The sequence below is a fragment of the Streptomyces sp. NPDC059002 genome (genome assembly GCF_042740435.1).
Lineage (GTDB): Bacteria > Actinomycetota > Actinomycetes > Streptomycetales > Streptomycetaceae > Streptomyces.
The window spans coordinates 1-16,951 of record NZ_JBHYJI010000013.1 but is presented as its reverse complement, the minus strand read 5'-3'; the positions used below and the strand labels follow the sequence as shown (position 1 = coordinate 16,951).

The window sequence follows — 16,951 nt, the reverse complement described above, 5'->3', positions numbered from 1 at the left end:
CGCCATGGCAGCAACCGCGTCCCCCGCCCCCGGCACGCCCTCTGCCGCGCCACCGCCGGGGCCCCGGCCCAGGTCCTGGTACCAGCAGTTGTACTTCTGGGTGCTCGCCGCGATCGTCGCGGGCATCCTCACCGGCTGGCTCAGCCCCTCCGTGGGGGTCGCCCTGGAGCCGGTCGGCACCACCTTCGTCTCCGCCATCAAGATGCTGATCACCCCGATCGTCTTCCTGACGATCGTGGCCGGCATCGGCGGGGTCGACAGCCTGCGCCGGGTCGGCAGGGTCGGCCTCAAGTCCCTCGTCTACTTCCAGGCCGGCACCCTGGCCGCGCTCGCCGTCGGACTGCTCGCGGTCAACCTCTTCCGGCCCGGCGAGGGGGTCCACGCCCACCCCGGCGACCTCCAGCTCTCCGGCGACGCCGCCCAGTACGTCAAGGACGGCGAGAACCAGAGCTGGTGGCACTTCCTCACCGACCTGGTGCCCTCCAGCGCGGTCGGCGCGTTCGCCGAGGGCAACATCCTCCAAGTCATCTTCTTCGCCGTCCTGTTCGGCGTCGCGCTGAAGTCCGTGGGGCCCGTGGGCGCGCCGCTCGTCGACGGCGTCAACCGGCTCAGCGCGGTCGTCTTCAAGATCCTGCACTACGTCATGCTCGCCGCCCCCGTCGGTGCGTTCGGCGCCATGGCGTACACCATCGGCAAGTACGGCGTCTCCACCCTCACCAGCCTCGGACGGCTGATCGGCCTGTTCTACGGCACGTCGCTGTTCTTCGTCGTGGTCGTCCTCGGCGGTGTGCTCGCCCTGCTGAGGATCAATATCTTCCGGCTGCTGCGCCATCTGCGCGAGGAGTTCCTCGTCGTGCTCGGCACCTCGTCGTCCGAGAGCGTGCTGCCACGCCTGATGACCAAGCTCGAAGGGCTCGGAGTGCGCCGCGACATCGTCGGCCTGACCGTGCCGACCGGCTACTCGTTCAATCTCGACGGCAGCTCCATCTATCTCTCCCTGGCCGCCGTCTACATCGCCCAGGCCACCGACACCCCCCTCACCATCGGCCAGCAACTCGGCCTGCTCGCCGTCATGATCCTCACCTCCAAGGGTTCCGGAGGCATCACGGGGGCCGGTTTCATCGCGCTCGCCGCCACCCTCTCCACCGTCGGCACCGTGCCCGCCGCCGGCATCATGCTGATCTTCGGCATCGACAAGTTCATGTCCGAGTGCCGTGCCCTGACCAACCTCGCGGGCAACAGCGTCGCCACCCTCGTGGTCGCCCGCTGGGAACGCGTGCTCGACACGGAACGCGTCAACAGGGTGCTGCGCACCGGCAATCCGGAACCCGAACCCGAACCCGAGCGCGCGGCACAGGCACGCCTTGCGCCTCAGCCGCTCGACGCGAAACGCCTGGTGACGTCGCGGTCTGACGACTAGTCAGAGAGTGGGAGGAGGCACCCCGCGGTCAGCCGGTGCCGCGCCCCGACCGGCCGGCCGCCGCACGGATGGCCTCCGCATAGGGCGTGTCGAAGGCCTGCGTCTTCGGGTCGAGGTCGTGGAAGGGGACGAGCGCCTCATGACTGTTGTCCACCGACTGCATCCAGGCGGACCAGGCGTTGTGCACGTCCTCGTCGGTGACCTGCTCACCCTTGGCCAGCAAGAGCACGGCGTAGATGCGGAACAGATCGTCGGAGTCCGCGGGGGGCTCGGCCGTGGGGGGCAGGCAGGAGCGGATCAGGTCGGCGAGGGGATCGAGGTAGGTCACTGGGCCAGTGTGCCCACAAAGAGGATCAAGTGCGCCACGGCGAACACCAGGGGGACGACGCGTTCCGACGTGCCCAACTCCGCGTAGCGCTTGCGCCAGCCGGGAACCGGATCGCTGCGCAGGGACGCCCATTCGTCGGAGAAGATCCTGACGGGGAGGCGTCGCTCCAGGTTGTTGATGACCTTGAACTTCGCGGTGTTGAGGTCCCGGTAGCTGCGCAGTTGCAGCCACCAGGCGGCGGACAGCGTGACACCGGCCAGGGCCACGGGCAGCGCGACCCACCAGGGGGAGGCGGAGAGCTTCGGGAAGCCGAAGCCGACCAGGGTGACGACCGCTGTCTGCACGGACAGGAAGAAGGCGTTCGCGGAGCCCCGGCGCGACGAGACCCGATCGGCCATCTCCACGGCCAGTTGGTAGAGCTCGAGTATCTCCGCCCGGTTGTCCGGCTCAGGAGCGTCCGTCAACGGGCCCCTCCGGCCGACTGGTTCGTCAGGGTCATGTCGCGCATCGTAGGAGGCACGACCGTGAGCCGCCCCCGGAAGGAAGAAATCCGCCGCTCCCGGCACCGCGGCGTCCGCGGCACCTCAGCCATGCGCGGAGAACCCCAGATCGCTGCTCACCCGCGTCACCTCGTGATCGATGAGATTGAGCGTCGCGGCGTCCTTGGCGAAGGCCTTCCGCATCTGCTGCAGCCACTCCGAGTATTCGAGGGTGCATTCACCGGTCCGCGAGCAGATCGACACCGATTCGCGGACGAGTCGCCGCACCTCATGTCCCGTCCTGCCCTGGCGGATCAGCACCTCCGCAAGGCTTCGCGAGGCCCATGCGCAACCGCGGCGGTCTCCCACCGAGCGGAACTTGGCCATCGCGAGCCGGAACCTTCTCTCGGCGTCCTGGGGGTTGTTGGCGGCGTCCAGCCGTCCCAGATGCATGACTATGACGGCCAGGCTGCGCTCGTCCCACGTGCTGCGGGCCAGCTCCCCGGCAAGATTTCTCGCCTCGGCAAGGGAGCCGTCGTCCGTCAGGAGCCGTACCAGCATCGCCTTGGCCTGCTGGCAGCTCGCCACAGCACCCTTGTGCGATCCAGGGCTGTGCTTCAGCGCATCCCGCAACCCCGAGATCGCGGCACTCGGATCGCCGAGCTGGGACTGGGCGTCGGCGAGGATCCGCGCCGACGCGAAGCCCAGTGCCGCGTCCCGGTCGGACCATGGGCGCCCCGACAGCACCGCCACCGTATGGCGGGGCTTTCCCAGGATCAGCTCACAGTGCGCGAAGTGGTACTTCACCCAGGGATCGCAGCCGTCCTGTGCCATCTGCCACTGACACAGCTCCCGCAATGAGCGGTAGTAGCCAAGGCGTTTGGCCGCGCTCGCGATGCTTGTGATGATCTTGTGCGACTCGCGGGCGTCCTTGGCCCGCTGGGCGTATCGCGCCGCCCGGATTCCGGCGACGAGCGACTGATGCGTCATCTGATTCGGGCGTAGGTTCCGGATGCCGTCGCGGCTGAATTTGCAGAGATCGCGCAGCATGCTGCTCTTGGCCACGTCGTCCGTGTCGTTGAGCGTGTGTTCGGCGACGAACGGATGTACGGCCCATCGGGAGGACCCGCGCGATTCGACGAGCAGCAGGGTCTGCAGGCGCATGAATGCCCGCACCCGCTGTGCCCGGGGCAGTCGTGCCTGGGCGCGTTTCAGGACCGGCTCCGTGACGTACGGCTCCGCGAGCGAAACGTAGCGCAGCAGGGCTTGTTCCTCCGGGGAGAGTTCCGCCGTGATGTCGCCGTACCAGCTCTCGGTGAGGGGGGTCTGGCTGAGCTCACCCTCCAGAAGAGTTTTCGGGTCGCGGCCGAATTCCTTCACGAGGACCCAGAAGAACCTCACCGCCAGGGGCAATCCGCCCGTCTTCGCCGTGAGTTTGAGCAGCAGCTCGTCGCTGAGCGCGGGCATGCCGAGCTGTTCCAGAAGCCCTCTCACCTCGGCCACGGTCCATGCCCGTACGGCGATCTCCGTCGTGTCGGGAACATAGAGAGCCACACGGCTGAGCAGCAATATGACGGCGGGGCTCGACTGTATTCCGGCAACTCTGAGCAGCGGCGAGAAACTTGTTCTGTCCGCCTCGTGGAAGTCGTCCAAGACCAGCAGCTGACGGCGGAGCCGGAGGGTGGTCAGCAGGTTCTTCGACCGGGTCAAGGGGCTCAGATCGGCCGGACCCACCAGCTCTTGGGGCAGCATGGCGAGTACTTCCTCCAGCGTGCCGCCGGGGGAGACCTCGTACCACAGCAGGTCCCGCGCATGCTCGGCCAGGCGCAGCGGTGACACCCCGTACTGGGCTGCGAGCCTGGTCTTTCCACTGCCTGAAATCCCGTGCAGACATACGATCGGTGCCTCGCGGAGAGACGCGGCCACCCGCTCGATCTCCCGCGGCCGCTGGACCATCCTTGCCGCATCGGGGGGTGCGAGAACGCCGTTCAGTATGGCCGGTTCCTCTGTCTGCCCCGGATCCTTGTCGTCCAGCCAGACGCCGAGATGCTTCGTGAAATCGCGCTGGAGTTCTTCGATCGATTCGAACTCGGAGAAGCTCTGCTCTTTCGGCAGCGACTTCCTGAAGTGCCTGAGCCTCGGGAACTGGTGCTCGTCGTCACATGCGGACTGGGGTATCGCACGCGTACAGAAATAGATCCACACCGTCGGCTTCCCGGTGGACTTCCAGGACCGCCAGGCGAGGTTGAGTTCATGGGCGGTGCCGGAGAGTTCGTCCTTCACCGGAGTCCCGAGGCGTGACCAGAAGACGGCGACCACCAGGTCGGATTCGGAAATCCGCATCTGTTCGTCCGTGAGTCCCTGCGGGCCGTCGAGATGCATTCCGGGTGTCGCATCCGTACGCCAATTCCATACGGTCAGCCGTTCCCTGAGCCGGAGTTGGTTCGCCTGTTCGACCACAGTGCGTATGGCCTCCAGCTCATTCTCAACATCATCCGGCGCGATGAGAATGACCTTCTTCTCCGACAGGGATGCCATGACTCCCCCTGGGTTGGCGGCGGCTGACGGGTGCTTTGTGTCGGTTCGCCCAGGTATCGCGGGTGACTGTGCTTCGGAGGTGACTGCCGCGCTGGATCTGGACGGGTACCATCAGAGCCGCAACGCTCACCGTGGCAAGAGCGTAACGCACTGTATGCCCGGATGTAAGAAGCTGGCAGGGGAGAAGGAAAAGGCGCATGCCGATCCCGAAATGCCAAGGTTCAAGGTGGTCTTGAATGAGTGCCTCGCAGACCACCCGAAGTGGGTCTCTGACGATTCCGGGCAGATCGCTCGTGCTTCTCGTGGGGCCCTCGGGTTCGGGTAAGTCCACTTTCGCCCGGAAAAACTTTTCGCCGCTGCAGATCATCGAGAGCGACCACTGCAGGGCTCTCGTCTGCGACGACGAGAAAGATCAGAGCGCCACGCGGGCCGCATTCGACCTCCTGCACTTCCTCGCCGACAAGCGCCTCGGGTTCGGCAGGCTCACGGTCATCGACGCCACCAACGTCGAGGCGCAGGCGCGGAGAAGCCTGCTCGCATTGGCGCGGGACCACCATTTCCCCTCCATTGCCATTGTGTTCGACGTGGGCGAGGAAGCCGCCCTCGAACAGAATTCCCGGCGCCGCAACCGCCAAGTGGATGCCGGAGTCATCCGCCGGCAATGCCAGGACCTGCAGTCGTCCAGGAAGGCGCTGTCGCGCGAGGGCTTCAGCCGTATCCACGTCCTGAAGAGCCCGGAGCAGGCTGCCGCCGCGACGGTGGTCTTCGGCTGAGACGGAAGGCCCTCGGGGCGGCCCTGAAGTCCTCGGAGCAGCGCTGCCGGTGACGGCCGAGTCGACGCTGCGGCGACCCCGCCGTTGTGCCTCGCCTCGTGATGCCCCCTGCGAAATCCCTGCGCGGACTCCCTTGCGGCTTTGCGATCTGACGACTAGTCATATGGCTAATAGATACATGAGCCATGCCGCAGAGGCACAACCCCCTGGAGGGCACGTGAAGTTCTCCGTCATCTTCGAGGCGCAGCTCGCCGACCCCACCGTCGAACGCGAGCACCAGCTCATCCACGACAGCGTCGAACAGGCCGTGCTCGCCGAGGAGATGGGCTTCGACCGCATCTGGGCGGTCGAGCACCACTCCCTCAAGTGGTACGCGCACATGAGCGCCCCGGAAATCTTCCTGACCTGGGTCGCCGCGCGCACAAGCACCATCAGGATCGGGCACGGCGTCGTCTGCATGCCGTTCCGCTTCAACCACCCGGCGCGGGTCGCCGAACGGGCCGCGATGCTGGACCTGCTCTCAGGCGGACGCCTCGACCTGGGCGCGGGCCGGGGCGGCACGGCGCAGGAGACCTCGCTGTGCGGAGTCGACAAGGAACGGACCACCCAGGAGGTAGAAGAGGCCCTCCAGATCATCGGAAAGGCCTGGGAGAAGGAGGAGTTGGAGCACCACGGCGCACTCCTCGACATCGACCCGCACCCGATCCTGCCGCGCCCGAAGCAGACCCCGCACCCGCCCCTCTTCCTCGCCTGCAGCAGGACGGAGACGCTGACCCAGGCGGCCGAACTCGGCATCGGCGCCCTGGTGATGGGCTTCGCGGGACCCGATTCGATCGCCGAGATGCGCCGCGCGTACGACGCCGCGATCGCGGCCCGCACCGACGCGCGCTTCGTGTCCGGGGTCGTCAACGACCACTTCTCCGTGCTCTGTCCGACGATCGTCCTCGACGACCGGGAGGCGGCGCGGCGCGTCGGCATCCGGGGGCAGCGGTTCTTCGCCCAGTCCATCGGGCACTGGTACGGCGGCGCGGGCATCCCCGACGAGGCGGTCGTCGAGGGCAGCGACGAGGCGGCCGAGATGCGCAAGGCCGCCGAGCAGGTCGTCGCGCGGCTGCACGAACACCACATTCCGGTGCGCCCGACGTCGACCGCCACGTTCAACGCCGACCACGCGTACGGCACCGCCGACGACGCCATCGCGTACGTGGAACGCCTCAGGGACGCGGGCGCCGACGAGATCATGTGCCTCATCCAGATGGGCACGGTCCCTCAGGAGGCCTGCCTGGAGACCCTGCGCCAGTGGGGCGAGAAGGTCATCCCGCACTTCCGCTCGCAGGACTCCGGGGAGGCGCGGCACTCCCGGGACGCCCGGCGCTCCCAGAAGGCGACCTCCGCCTGATGCCCGCGGACCAGCCCACGGAACGGCCCGCGCGCCAGCCCACGCACCAGCCCACGAAATCCGCCCCTGACCGCCTCACCCCCGCGGCCCGCCCCCTCGTGGACGCCCTCGCCGCCGCCTTCCCCGATCTCGGCGGCGCCGTCACCGATGCCGCCGAGGCCCGGCGGATGCTGGACGCCGGGACCCGCGGGCAGCAGCCGCCCAAGCGGTCCCGCACCGTCGGTTCCGTCGTGGACCGCACCATTCCTGGTCCGGACGGCGCGCCCGACCTGCCCGTACGCATCTATCTGCCGGACCCTGCAAGTTTTCCGGGGCCGCGCCCCACGGTCGTCTTCTTCCACGGCGGCGGTTACACCCTGTGCGGGCTCGACTCCCACGACGCGACGGCGCGCGGCCTGTGCGCGCGAGCCGGTGCGGCCGTGGTGTCCGTCGCGTACCGGCTCGCCCCCGAGCACCGCTTCCCGGCGGCCCCCGACGACGCGTACGCGGCGCTGTGCTGGGCCGCGGGGGAGATCGGCTCCCTCGGCGGCGACCCGGGCGCGCTCGTCACCGCGGGGGACAGCAGCGGCGGCGGGCTCGCCACGGTCGCGGCGCTCCGGGCGCGTGACCTGGACGGGCCCGCCGTGGCGCTCCAGGTGCTGATCTATCCGGTCCTCGACGCGGGCCAGGACACCGCGTCGTACCGGGAGAACGCCGAGGGGTACTTCCTGACCGCCGCGCACATGCGGTGGTTCTGGCGGCAGTACCTCGGCCCGGACGGCGACGGCACCCACCCGGACGCCTCGCCGCTCGGCGCGCGGCTCACGGGGCTGCCTCCCGCGCACCTGGTCACCGCGGGCTGCGACCCGCTGCGCGACGAGGGCCTGGCCTACGCGTACCGGCTGCGCGCCGCCGGTGTCCCGGTCACGCTCGGTCACTACCCGGGGATGTTCCACGGCTTCCTGGGGTTCCCCGGGCTGCTGGACGACGCCGAGACCGCGGTGGCCGCCGTGGCGGAAGCAATCGCATCGACGGCGGAGGGCAGGAAAAACGGCGGTGAAGGAGGGGGTTGCACAGGATAATTTCCGGAGAACCCTCTTGTCGCGGAGAACCTTGCATGCATACGGTGTTCATACGCGAGGTTCTCCCGTGGAGGATGGGTCATGACGGAAATGCTTGTGCGTTCGGGTACGGAGGGTGCGGCTCCGTCCGCTGTCGGGCGGGTGGTGGACCATCCTGCGTGGCCGGTGCTCAAGGACGCCGTCGAGGAGATCAGGCCCTGGCAGTCCGCGGACGGGTCGATCGACTTCGCGGCGGAGGGCGCCCCGGCGAGGTCTCTCGCCGAGCTCACCGTGGACCGCGTGATATCCGCGGTCGACCAGCTCGCCCCGCTGCTCCCGCACGACGCCGCGTACCACCAGGCGCTCGTCGGGGACCTGCGCCGCTGGGCCGACGACGGCTTCCAGGTGCCGGACTTCCTGGACTCGCTGCTCGCCTTCCAGCCCGCTGCCCACCGCGAGGACGGCCTGCAGCACCTGGTCGTCTTCCCCATGTACACGCAGAACGGCAACCCCGACCGCAACCTCGAAGCGGTCGTGCTGCGCATGGTCTGGCCCGACTGGCTGGCCGAGCTGGAGCGCACGCGCTACGACAACCCGCTGTTCTGCGGCATCACCTTCGAGGACTTCACCGCCGGGTACGACACGAACTCGGCCGTCCTGTTCCCCGAGACCATCGCCGTGCGCGAGGCGCCCGAGCGCTTCTCCTGGGGCGGCATCTTCTGCGACCGCGAGGCGGCCCGCTTCCGCCGCGTCACCGAGGCCGCCGTGGACCTCCTCGGGCTCGAACTGCCCGATGACATCCGCGAGATGGTCGGCGACCAGGACCGCTGCCAGCAGGCGTTCGTCCTGTGGGACATGGTCCACGACCGCACCCACAGCCACGGCGACCTGCCCTTCGACCCCTTCATGATCAAGCAGCGCCAGCCGTTCTGGATGTACGGCCTCGAAGAGCTGCGCTGCGACCTCACCGCCTTCAAGGAGGCCGTGAAGCTGGAGGCCGACGGCTTCCCGCAGGGCCGCGACGTGCAGTACGCCGTGCTCTTCGACCGGATGTTCCGCTTCCCGGTCACCGGCGAGCGCGTCCGCAACTACGACGGCCTCGGCGGCCAGCTCCTCTTCGCCTACCTCCACAAGCACGACGTGGTCCGCTGGACCGACAACAAGCTCCGCATCGACTGGGAGCGCGCCCCGCAGGTCACCAACCAGCTGTGCGCCGAGATCGAGGACCTCTACCGGGCCGGCATCGACCGCCCGAAGCTGGTCCACTGGTTCGCCGCGTACGACCTGGTGTCCCGGTACCTCGCCCCGCACCCGGGATCGCGCTGGGCCAAGGGCCCGGACGCCCTGGACACCTCGCTGCCGCCGCGCAAACTGGTGGACGAGGTGCTTCCGGACGAGTTTCCGCTCAGCATGTTCTATGAGGCGCTCTCCAAGAAGCTGAAGCACGTGATCGCCTCCACCAAGGGGATCACCGCTTCCGCGGGCGCCGAGCAGGTCGCCGCGTGAGCGGCCGCCAGGAGGAGGCGAGGACCATGTCCGCACTGGATGGAGCCGTGGTCGCGGTGGCCGGGGCAGCAGGACCCGCGGGGCGGGCCACGCTGCTGAGGCTGGCCGAGGCGGGCGCGACGGTCGTCGCGTCGGACGCCGACGCCGCGCGCCTCGCGGAGGCCGTGGACGCCGCGCGGTACGCGCACGGCGGAGCGACCGTCGTCGGTGACACCGTCGACCTGCTCGACCTGGACGCGGCCCGCGAGTGGGCGACGCGCACGGAGAAGGAGTTCGGGCGGATCGACGGCCTGGTGCACCTCGTCGGCGGCTGGCGCGGCAGCAAGAGCTTCGCCGAGACCGACCTCGCCGACTGGGACTTCCTGGAGAAGCTCCTGATCCGCACCGTGCAGCACACCTCCCTCGCCTTCGAGGACGGCCTGCGCCGCAGCGACCGCGGCCGCTATCTCCTCATCAGCGCCGCGGGCGCCACCAAGCCGACCGCGGGCAACGCGGCGTACGCGGCCTCCAAGGCGGCGGCCGAGGCCTGGACGCTCGCCCTCGCGGACGCCTTCCGCAAGGCGGGGGGCGATCAGGGCCCGCGCGCGGCGGCTGCCATCCTGGTGGTCAAGGCGTTGGTGCACGACGCGATGCGCGCGGAGCGGCCCAACGCGAAGTTCGCGGGCTTCACGGACGTCAACGAGCTGGCCGAGGCCATCGCCGGCGTCTGGGAGCGGCCCGCTGCGGAAGTGAACGGAAACCGCCTGTGGCTGACCGAGAAGCCGTGACCGCTCGCGACGGAGACCTGGTGAACCCTCCGAAGACCGACGCCCGGCGTCATCACGACCCGGACGTCCGCGGTTTCGCGAGCGACAACTACGCAGGGGCGCACCCCGAGGTCATGGCCGCCCTGGCCCTGGCCAACGGCGGTCACCAGATCGCGTACGGCGAGGACGACTACACGGCCGGTCTCCAGCGGGTGATCCGAGGTCACTTCGGCGCCACCGCCGAGGCGTTCCCGGTGTTCAACGGCACGGGCGCCAACGTCGTCGCGCTCCAGGCGATCACCGACCGCTGGGGCGCGGTGATCTGCGCCGAGACCGCGCACATCAACGTCGACGAGGGCGGCGCCCCCGAGCGCATGGCGGGCATCAAGCTGCTCACGGTGCCCACGCCGGACGGCAAGCTCACCCCCGAGCTGATCGACAAGCAGGCGTTCGGCTGGGACGACGAGCACCGCGCGATGCCGCAGGCCGTCTCGATCGCGCAGAACACCGAACTGGGCACGCTCTACACGCCCGACGAGATCCGTGCGATCTGCGACCACGCGCACCAGCTCGGCATGAAGGTGCACCTCGACGGGTCCCGGATAGCCAACGCCGCCGCGGCGCTCGACGTCCCCATGCGGACGTTCACGAACGCGGTCGGCGTCGACATCCTCTCGCTCGGCGGCACCAAGAACGGCGCGATGTTCGGCGAGGCCGTCGTGGTCATCAACCAGGACGCCGTGCGGCAGATGAAGCACCTGCGCAAGATGTCCATGCAGCTCGCCTCGAAGATGCGCTTCGTCTCGGTGCAGTTGGAGGCCCTGCTCGCCAAGGACCTGTGGCTGCGCAACGCCCGGCACGCCAACGACATGGCGCAGCGCCTGGCGGAGGGCGTCCGTTCCGTGCACGGCGTGGAGATCATCCACCCCGTGCAGGCCAACGCCGTCTTCGCCCGCCTGCCGCACGATGCGAGCGAGCGCCTGCAGAAGCGTTACCGCTTCTACTTCTGGGACGAGGCGGCGGGCGACGTCCGCTGGATGTGCGCGTTCGACACCCGGGAAGAGGACGTCGACGGGTTCCTCGCGGCGCTCAAGGAGGAGATGGCGCGCTGAGCCGCGCTCCCTCCCGGCTGCTTGCATAGGTATACGGCTGATCGCAAAGTCATTGACGCGCGGTCGGTCGTATTCCTATGCTCCCGTGCCATGCAGCTGATCCAGGAAACCCCTGACCTGTCCGCGTACTTGGCCGCCGACGAGGTCATCGACCATCACCACCCCGTCGTACGGGAAACGGCCGCGCGCCTCGCCGGGAAGTCCGCCGATTCATACGTATACGCACAGGCGGCCTATGAGTTCGTGCGCGACACCATTCCCCACTCCGCCGACAGCGGCGACCTGCGCGTCACGTGGCGGGCCTCGGACGTCCTGGCGCAGGGCACCGGCATCTGTCACGCCAAGGCCCACGCCCTTGCCGCGCTGCTGCGGGCCGAGGACATCCCGACCGCGTTCTGCTATCAGCGCCTGACGCATGACGCGGGGACCGGCCACTGCGTGCACGGGCTCGTCGCCGTGCGGTTCCAGGGGGAGTGGCACCGGCAGGACTGCCGTGGCAACAAGCCGGGGGTCGACGCGCGATTCTCACTGACCGGTGAGCGGCTGGCCTTCGTGCCCGAGGGGAAGTCCAGTGAGGTGGACTATCCAGTACTCTATGCTGCACCGCATCCGGTGGTTCTGCGCGTCCTGAAGGGCGCACCGGACCGGCCGTATCTGTGGGAGACCCTTCCCGACGCGCTCTGAACAGCCCCGACGCAGCAAGGCGACCTGATGGCAATCGAGCCCCGCACGCCCCTCACCCTCACCGTCTCCGACGAGGTGCGCACCCTCGCGCCCGGCTTCAGCCATGTCGTCATCGAGGCATACGACCTGGTCAATGGCCCGAGCAGCGACGCCACTTCGGCCCTGCTCGACGATGCCGCGCGACGGCTCGCCGTACGCCTGGACGGGCGCGCCCCGCACGAGGACCCGCACATGGCCGCCTGGCGCGCCGCCTACACGGCCTTCGGCGCCAAGCCCTCACGCACGCGCAACTCGGCCGAGGCGCTCGCCAAGAGGGCGCTCGCGGACGGCGGCCTGCCGCGGATCAACACCCTCGTCGACCTCTACAACGTGATCAGCGTGGCCCATCTGATCCCGGTCGGCGGCGAGGACCTGGACCACATCCAGGGCGGCATGCGCCTCGTGCGGGCCACCGGCGACGAGGAGTTCGTCACCGCGGCGGCGGGGGAGCGGGTCGTCGAGCACCCCGACGCGGGCGAGGTCGTGTGGTGCGACGACGAGGGCGTCACCTGCCGCCGCTGGAACTGGCGCCAGGGGCCGCGCACCCGCCTCACCGAGGAGTCGGTGAACGCGGTCTTCCTGCTCGAAGGCATGGGTCCGGACGCGGGGCTCGAGGCCGCGGGCGCCGAACTGGCCGAGCTGCTGGAGAAGTTCAGCCCCGGCGCGCGGATCACCGTCCGCGCGCCGGTATGAGCGAAGGGCCCGGTCAGGTGGCCTCGGCGGCCTTCACCTCGGCGGGGGTGGGCGCCGTGCCGCCGAGGTGCGCGGGCATCCACCACGTGTCGTCCGGACCCTTGGGGCGCACGGGGTAGGCCCGCTGTGCGGCCTCGAGGAGCTCCTGGCAGCGCTCGCGAAGGCGGCGTGTGATCGCGCCCGCGTACTGGTCCCTGGGCGCCTCGACCGGCTCGCCGACACGGATCGTGATCGGCAGGTGGCTGCGCTTGAAATTGCGCGGGTGCCCCTTCGTCCACAGCCGCTGCGTGCCCCACAGGGCCATCGGGATGAGCGGCACCCCGGCCTCCTGGGCCAGGCGTGCCGCGCCCGACTTGAAGGTCTTGAGCGTGAAGGACTGCGAGATCGTCGCCTCGGGGAAGACGCCGATGATCTCCCCGGAGCGCAGCGAGTCGAGCGCGTGCGCGTAGGCGGCCTCACCCTGTGTGCGGTCGACGGGGATGTGCTTCATCCCGCGCATCAGCGGCCCGGAGATCTTGTGCCGGAACACCGACTCCTTGGCCATGAAGCGCACCAGACGCTTCTGCGGCAGGGCGGCGAGCCCGTCGAAGATGAAGTCGAGATAGCTGATGTGGTTGCTGACGAGGACCGCGCCGCCGGAGCGTGGGATGTTCTCCGACCCCTTGCAGTCGATCTTCAGGTCCCATGCCTTGAACAGCGTTTTCGCTGCACCGATGACCGGACGGTAGACAAGCTCTGCCATGGGTGGGGAGGGCCCTTCGTTTCTGCCTGGGGAGGGGGCTCCCGGCGGGAAGTTACGCAGCCGTAGGTTTTCGGCGTTGCGCAGATCGTGCCCCAAGAACGGACGAGTGGCCAGCCTTGGTGCCGCCATTGCGGGAGATTCTCGTCACGTCGGAATCTTTGCGGGTGCGTGTGCGCTGAACTGGGGAGCGATCCCCACCGATCGCGGAACGGAACACGGGGCGGGAGGCTGGAGTGCAGGGACGCGACACCGGGCGGCGGCTCGGCGCGGCGGACATCGGGGAGCGGCTGGGGGAGCGGGCGACGCTCGTGCAATTCTCCAGCGCCTTCTGTCAGCCCTGCCGTGCGACCCGCAGAGTCCTGGCCGAGGTGGCCGGCATGGTCCCCGGCGTGGCCCATGTGGAGATCGACGCGGAGGCCAGTCTCGAGCTCGTACGCGCACTGGAGATCGCCGGGACGCCGACGGTGCTCGTCCTGGACGCGGCCGGACGCGAGGTGCGCCGCGCGGGCGGGCAGCCCCGCAAGGCCGATGTGATCGCCGCGCTCGGGGAGGCCGTGTGACCTGGCGTTCAGCCGTTCACGAGGCGCCGCGCGCGGCCGCTTCAGTGACGCATCTTTCATATCCCGGAAAGGACTTGACTGCACAGGGCACCTGTCGCCAGCCTGCTTCCATGCCCCGGGACCTCCTGCTGTACGAGCGCGTCCATGTGGACCTCGCGCGCCATGCCAGTGCGCGCTGTCCGCACTGCTGAGCACCCACGGATCCGCTCGTACCTCCGGCAGAAGGACAACTCCATGACGGCATCACCTCTTCTCGGCACTCCCCGGCTCACCAACCCCGATCTGCTGCGCTCCGTCTTCCGGCGGCATGCGGCGGGCGTCGCCGTGATCACCGCGACGGACGGCTCGCGCCCCGTCGGCTTCACCGCCACCTCGCTCAGCTCGGTCTCCGCCGAACCCCCGATGGTCTCGTTCGGCATCGGCACCGGCGCCTCCAGCTGGCCCGCGATATCCGAGGCCACGCATGTCGGCGTCCACATACTGGGCGAGCACCAGCAGGACCTCGCCGCCACGTTCGCGCGCAGCGGCGCCGACCGTTTCGGCGCGCCGACGAGCTGGCGCGAGGGGCCCGAGGGCGTTCCGGTGCTCGACGGCGCGCTCGCCTGGCTGGTCTGCCGGATCGTGGCGCGCGTGCCCGCGGGCGACCACCGCGTCGTGCTCGCGGAGGTCGTCGCGGGGGACCCCGCGGGAGAGGGCCGCCCGCTCCTGTACCACCAGGGGCGCTTCAACGCTCTGCGCGACTGAGAGTTCCCGGGGCAGGGGTCCACGGTCCGATTACGGAGCGTTGGGAAGGTCACAGTTCAAAGCGCTTGCTTAGTGGGAATGAACTGGGTGTACTCATGAGTAATATTTCGATCGGAGCGCGGGCCGCCCCGACCGGGATCCGCCGCTTCAGGCGCCTATGCTGCCTGCAAGAAGGCAGTAGCCATAGCCAAGGCAGCAGCCCAGTAAAGACGATGCAGTAGGAGAGCCGGCGTGAGCTTGAGGATCGTTGTCTGTGTGAAGTACGTGCCCGACGCCACCGGCGACCGGCACTTCGCCGATGACCTGACCGTCGACCGCGACGACGTCGACGGCCTCCTTTCGGAGCTCGACGAGTACGCCGTCGAGCAGGCACTGCAGATCGCCGACGAGGCGGACGACGCGGAGATCACCGTGCTGACCGTCGGCCCCGAGGACGCCAAGGACGCGCTGCGCAAGGCGCTCTCCATGGGCGCCGACAAGGCCGTCCACGTCGAGGACGACGACCTGCACGGCACCGACGTGATGGGCACCTCGCTGGTGCTCGCCAAGGCCATCGAGAAGACCGGTTACGACCTGGTCATCGCCGGTATGGCCTCCACCGACGGCACCATGGGCGTGCTGCCGGCGATCCTCGCGGAGCGCCTCGGCGTCCCGCAGGTCACGCTGCTTTCCGAGGTCTCCGTCGAAGACGGCGTCGTGAAGGGCCGCCGTGACGGCGACACCGCCAGCGAGCAGCTGGAGGCGTCCCTGCCGGCCGTCGTGTCCGTGACGGACCAGTCGGGCGAGGCCCGCTACCCGTCCTTCAAGGGCATCATGGCCGCCAAGAAGAAGCCGGTGGAGTCCCTCGACCTGGACGACCTGGACATCGACGCCGAAGAGGTCGGCCTCGAAGGCGCCTGGACCAAGGTCGACTCCGCGGACGAGCGTCCGGCCCGCACGGCCGGCACGATCGTCAAGGACGAGGGCGAGGGCGGCAAGCAGCTCGCCGAGTTCCTCGCGGGCCAGAAGTTCATCTGAGCTTCAGTCACCCCTCAACCGCCCCACTTCTTCGTACTTGCAGGAGATTGAAGTCCCATGGCTGAAGTTCTCGTCTACGTCGACCACGTGGACGGCGCCGTCCGCAAGCCCACCCTGGAGCTGCTGACCCTGGCCCGCCGCGTCGGCGAGCCCGTCGCCGTCGCCCTCGGTGCCGGTGCCGAGGCCACCGCCGCCACGCTCGCCGAGCACGGCGCGGTGAAGGTCCTGACCGCCGACGCCCCCGAGTTCGCCGACTACCTCGTCGTACCGAAGGTGGACGCGCTCCAGGCCGCGTACGACGCCGTGTCCCCGGCCGCCGTGCTCGTCCCGTCCTCCGCCGAGGGCAAGGAGATCGCGGCCCGCCTCGCGGTCCGCATCAAGTCCGGCATCATCACGGACGCCGTCGACCTGGAGGCCGGCGACGAGGGCCCGGTGGCCACGCAGTCCGCGTTCGCCGCCTCGTACACCACCAAGTCCCGTGTCTCCAGCGGCACCCCGGTCATCACGGTCAAGCCGAACTCGGCCGCCGTGGAGGCCGCCCCGGCCGCGGGCGCCGTCGAGGCGCTCGCCGTCACCTTCTCCGAGAAGGCCACCGGCACCAAGGTCGTCGCGCGCACCCCGCGCGAGTCGACCGGCCGCCCCGAGCTGACCGAGGCTGCGATCGTGGTCTCCGGCGGCCGCGGCGTGAACGGCGCCGAGAACTTCTCGATCATCGAGAACCTCGCCGACTCGCTCGGTGCCGCCGTGGGCGCCTCGCGTGCCGCGGTCGACGCCGGCTGGTACCCGCACTCCAACCAGGTGGGCCAGACCGGCAAGTCCGTCTCCCCGCAGCTGTACATCGCGTCCGGCATCTCCGGCGCGATCCAGCACCGCGCCGGCATGCAGACCTCGAAGACGATCGTCGCCATCAACAAGGACGCCGAGGCCCCGATCTTCGACCTGGTCGACTACGGCGTGGTCGGCGACCTGTTCGACGTCGTCCCGCAGCTGACCGAAGAGGTCAAGTCCCGCAAGGGCTGAGCTCGTTGACCGCCCGAGGCCCTCGCCCCGCACCGCGGGGGGGGGGCCAAGGCGCGTGTGGGGGGGGGGGTGGCCAGCACCGGGCGGGGGTCGCGGGGGCACAGGGCGGTC

The 16,951-nt window shown here is 69.4% G+C and carries 17 protein-coding genes; 13 read left to right on the top strand and 4 right to left on the bottom strand.

Features of this window, described 5'->3' with window-relative positions; translation table 11 throughout:
- Positions 1 to 4: 4 nt before the first annotated feature.
- Complete coding sequence (gene dctA, locus ACFWZ2_RS14580) at positions 5 to 1,420, top strand: C4-dicarboxylate transporter DctA (RefSeq protein WP_384545442.1); 1,416 nt, start codon at positions 5 to 7, stop codon at positions 1,418 to 1,420.
- A gap of 28 nt (positions 1,421 to 1,448) precedes the next feature.
- Here the strand turns inward: dctA and ACFWZ2_RS14575 are convergent, their stop codons facing one another.
- From ACFWZ2_RS14575 to ACFWZ2_RS14565, 3 genes are all read right to left on the bottom strand, one after another.
- Positions 1,449 to 1,748 carry a hypothetical protein gene (locus ACFWZ2_RS14575; RefSeq protein WP_384545441.1) on the bottom strand — a complete coding sequence of 100 codons (300 nt, stop codon included), beginning with the start codon at positions 1,746 to 1,748 and terminating at the stop codon, positions 1,449 to 1,451.
- Entirely contained in the window at positions 1,745 to 2,212 is a 468-nt protein-coding gene (locus ACFWZ2_RS14570) for a hypothetical protein (protein ID WP_384545440.1), read from the bottom strand. Before ACFWZ2_RS14570 ends, ACFWZ2_RS14575 begins: the two co-directional genes overlap by 4 nt.
- A 120-nt stretch (positions 2,213 to 2,332) precedes the next feature.
- Positions 2,333 to 4,765, bottom strand: coding sequence for an NB-ARC domain-containing protein (locus ACFWZ2_RS14565; protein ID WP_384545439.1), 2,433 nt, complete (start codon positions 4,763 to 4,765; stop codon positions 2,333 to 2,335).
- 236 nt (positions 4,766 to 5,001) lie between these two features.
- Here ACFWZ2_RS14565 and ACFWZ2_RS14560 point away from each other — a divergent pair, with 236 nt between their 5' ends.
- The 8 genes from ACFWZ2_RS14560 to ACFWZ2_RS14525 all read left to right on the top strand — a co-directional run bounded on the left by ACFWZ2_RS14560 (position 5,002) and on the right by ACFWZ2_RS14525 (position 12,757).
- Positions 5,002 to 5,538, top strand: a complete 537-nt coding sequence (locus ACFWZ2_RS14560) for an AAA family ATPase (protein ID WP_384545438.1) — start codon at positions 5,002 to 5,004, stop codon at positions 5,536 to 5,538.
- 217 nt (positions 5,539 to 5,755) lie between these two features.
- A complete protein-coding gene (locus ACFWZ2_RS14555) occupies positions 5,756 to 6,937 on the top strand; it encodes an LLM class flavin-dependent oxidoreductase (protein WP_384545437.1) in 1,182 nt (393 codons plus the stop codon).
- Positions 6,937 to 7,998: an alpha/beta hydrolase gene (locus tag ACFWZ2_RS14550; RefSeq protein ID WP_384545436.1), complete on the top strand. Its 1,062-nt coding sequence runs from the start codon at positions 6,937 to 6,939 to the stop codon at positions 7,996 to 7,998. The genes ACFWZ2_RS14555 and ACFWZ2_RS14550 overlap by 1 nt, the downstream gene beginning before the upstream one ends.
- An 81-nt stretch (positions 7,999 to 8,079) precedes the next feature.
- On the top strand, positions 8,080 to 9,483 hold the full coding sequence (locus ACFWZ2_RS14545) for a DUF6421 family protein (RefSeq protein ID WP_384545435.1): 1,404 nt from the start codon (positions 8,080 to 8,082) through the stop codon (positions 9,481 to 9,483).
- Between the two features lie 26 nt (positions 9,484 to 9,509).
- On the top strand, positions 9,510 to 10,250 hold the full coding sequence (locus tag ACFWZ2_RS14540; protein WP_384545434.1) for an SDR family NAD(P)-dependent oxidoreductase: 741 nt from the start codon (positions 9,510 to 9,512) through the stop codon (positions 10,248 to 10,250).
- A 20-nt stretch (positions 10,251 to 10,270) separates the two neighbouring features.
- Positions 10,271 to 11,341 carry a threonine aldolase family protein gene (locus tag ACFWZ2_RS14535; protein ID WP_384545433.1) on the top strand — a complete coding sequence of 357 codons (1,071 nt, stop codon included), beginning with the start codon at positions 10,271 to 10,273 and terminating at the stop codon, positions 11,339 to 11,341.
- 90 nt (positions 11,342 to 11,431) lie between these two features.
- Positions 11,432 to 12,025 carry a transglutaminase domain-containing protein gene (locus tag ACFWZ2_RS14530; RefSeq protein WP_384545432.1) on the top strand — a complete coding sequence of 198 codons (594 nt, stop codon included), beginning with the start codon at positions 11,432 to 11,434 and terminating at the stop codon, positions 12,023 to 12,025.
- Between the two features lie 27 nt (positions 12,026 to 12,052).
- Positions 12,053 to 12,757 carry a B3/4 domain-containing protein gene (locus tag ACFWZ2_RS14525; RefSeq protein ID WP_384545431.1) on the top strand — a complete coding sequence of 235 codons (705 nt, stop codon included), beginning with the start codon at positions 12,053 to 12,055 and terminating at the stop codon, positions 12,755 to 12,757.
- Between the two features lie 13 nt (positions 12,758 to 12,770).
- Here ACFWZ2_RS14525 and ACFWZ2_RS14520 read toward each other — a convergent pair whose 3' ends face one another.
- Positions 12,771 to 13,499: a lysophospholipid acyltransferase family protein gene (locus tag ACFWZ2_RS14520; protein WP_384545430.1), complete on the bottom strand. Its 729-nt coding sequence runs from the start codon at positions 13,497 to 13,499 to the stop codon at positions 12,771 to 12,773.
- A 200-nt stretch (positions 13,500 to 13,699) separates the two neighbouring features.
- Here ACFWZ2_RS14520 and ACFWZ2_RS14515 point away from each other — a divergent pair, with 200 nt between their 5' ends.
- From ACFWZ2_RS14515 to ACFWZ2_RS14500, 4 genes are all read left to right on the top strand, one after another.
- Positions 13,700 to 14,059: a thioredoxin family protein gene (locus ACFWZ2_RS14515; protein ID WP_384545688.1), complete on the top strand. Its 360-nt coding sequence runs from the start codon at positions 13,700 to 13,702 to the stop codon at positions 14,057 to 14,059.
- 234 nt (positions 14,060 to 14,293) lie between these two features.
- Positions 14,294 to 14,803 carry a flavin reductase family protein gene (locus ACFWZ2_RS14510; RefSeq protein ID WP_384545429.1) on the top strand — a complete coding sequence of 170 codons (510 nt, stop codon included), beginning with the start codon at positions 14,294 to 14,296 and terminating at the stop codon, positions 14,801 to 14,803.
- A 231-nt stretch (positions 14,804 to 15,034) separates the two neighbouring features.
- A complete protein-coding gene (locus ACFWZ2_RS14505; RefSeq protein ID WP_384545428.1) occupies positions 15,035 to 15,820 on the top strand; it encodes an electron transfer flavoprotein subunit beta/FixA family protein in 786 nt (261 codons plus the stop codon).
- A gap of 57 nt (positions 15,821 to 15,877) precedes the next feature.
- Positions 15,878 to 16,840, top strand: coding sequence for an electron transfer flavoprotein subunit alpha/FixB family protein (locus ACFWZ2_RS14500; RefSeq protein WP_384545427.1), 963 nt, complete (start codon positions 15,878 to 15,880; stop codon positions 16,838 to 16,840).
- Positions 16,841 to 16,951 lie beyond the last annotated feature (111 nt).

Bases quoted from the DNA above. Each gene is read 5' to 3' on its own strand.
- ACFWZ2_RS14530 (WP_384545432.1), top strand. From the start codon at position 11,432: ATGCAGCTGATCCAGGAAACCCCTGACCTGTCCGCGTACTTGGCCGCC.
- ACFWZ2_RS14550 (WP_384545436.1), top strand. From the start codon at position 6,937: ATGCCCGCGGACCAGCCCACGGAACGGCCCGCGCGCCAGCCCACGCAC.
- ACFWZ2_RS14510 (WP_384545429.1), top strand. From the start codon at position 14,294: ATGACGGCATCACCTCTTCTCGGCACTCCCCGGCTCACCAACCCCGAT.
- ACFWZ2_RS14565 (WP_384545439.1), bottom strand. From the start codon at position 4,765: ATGGCATCCCTGTCGGAGAAGAAGGTCATTCTCATCGCGCCGGATGAT.
- ACFWZ2_RS14545 (WP_384545435.1), top strand. From the start codon at position 8,080: ATGACGGAAATGCTTGTGCGTTCGGGTACGGAGGGTGCGGCTCCGTCC.
- ACFWZ2_RS14560 (WP_384545438.1), top strand. From the start codon at position 5,002: ATGAGTGCCTCGCAGACCACCCGAAGTGGGTCTCTGACGATTCCGGGC.
- ACFWZ2_RS14500 (WP_384545427.1), top strand. From the start codon at position 15,878: ATGGCTGAAGTTCTCGTCTACGTCGACCACGTGGACGGCGCCGTCCGC.
- ACFWZ2_RS14525 (WP_384545431.1), top strand. From the start codon at position 12,053: ATGGCAATCGAGCCCCGCACGCCCCTCACCCTCACCGTCTCCGACGAG.
- ACFWZ2_RS14520 (WP_384545430.1), bottom strand. From the start codon at position 13,499: ATGGCAGAGCTTGTCTACCGTCCGGTCATCGGTGCAGCGAAAACGCTG.
- dctA (WP_384545442.1), top strand. From the start codon at position 5: ATGGCAGCAACCGCGTCCCCCGCCCCCGGCACGCCCTCTGCCGCGCCA.
- ACFWZ2_RS14540 (WP_384545434.1), top strand. From the start codon at position 9,510: ATGTCCGCACTGGATGGAGCCGTGGTCGCGGTGGCCGGGGCAGCAGGA.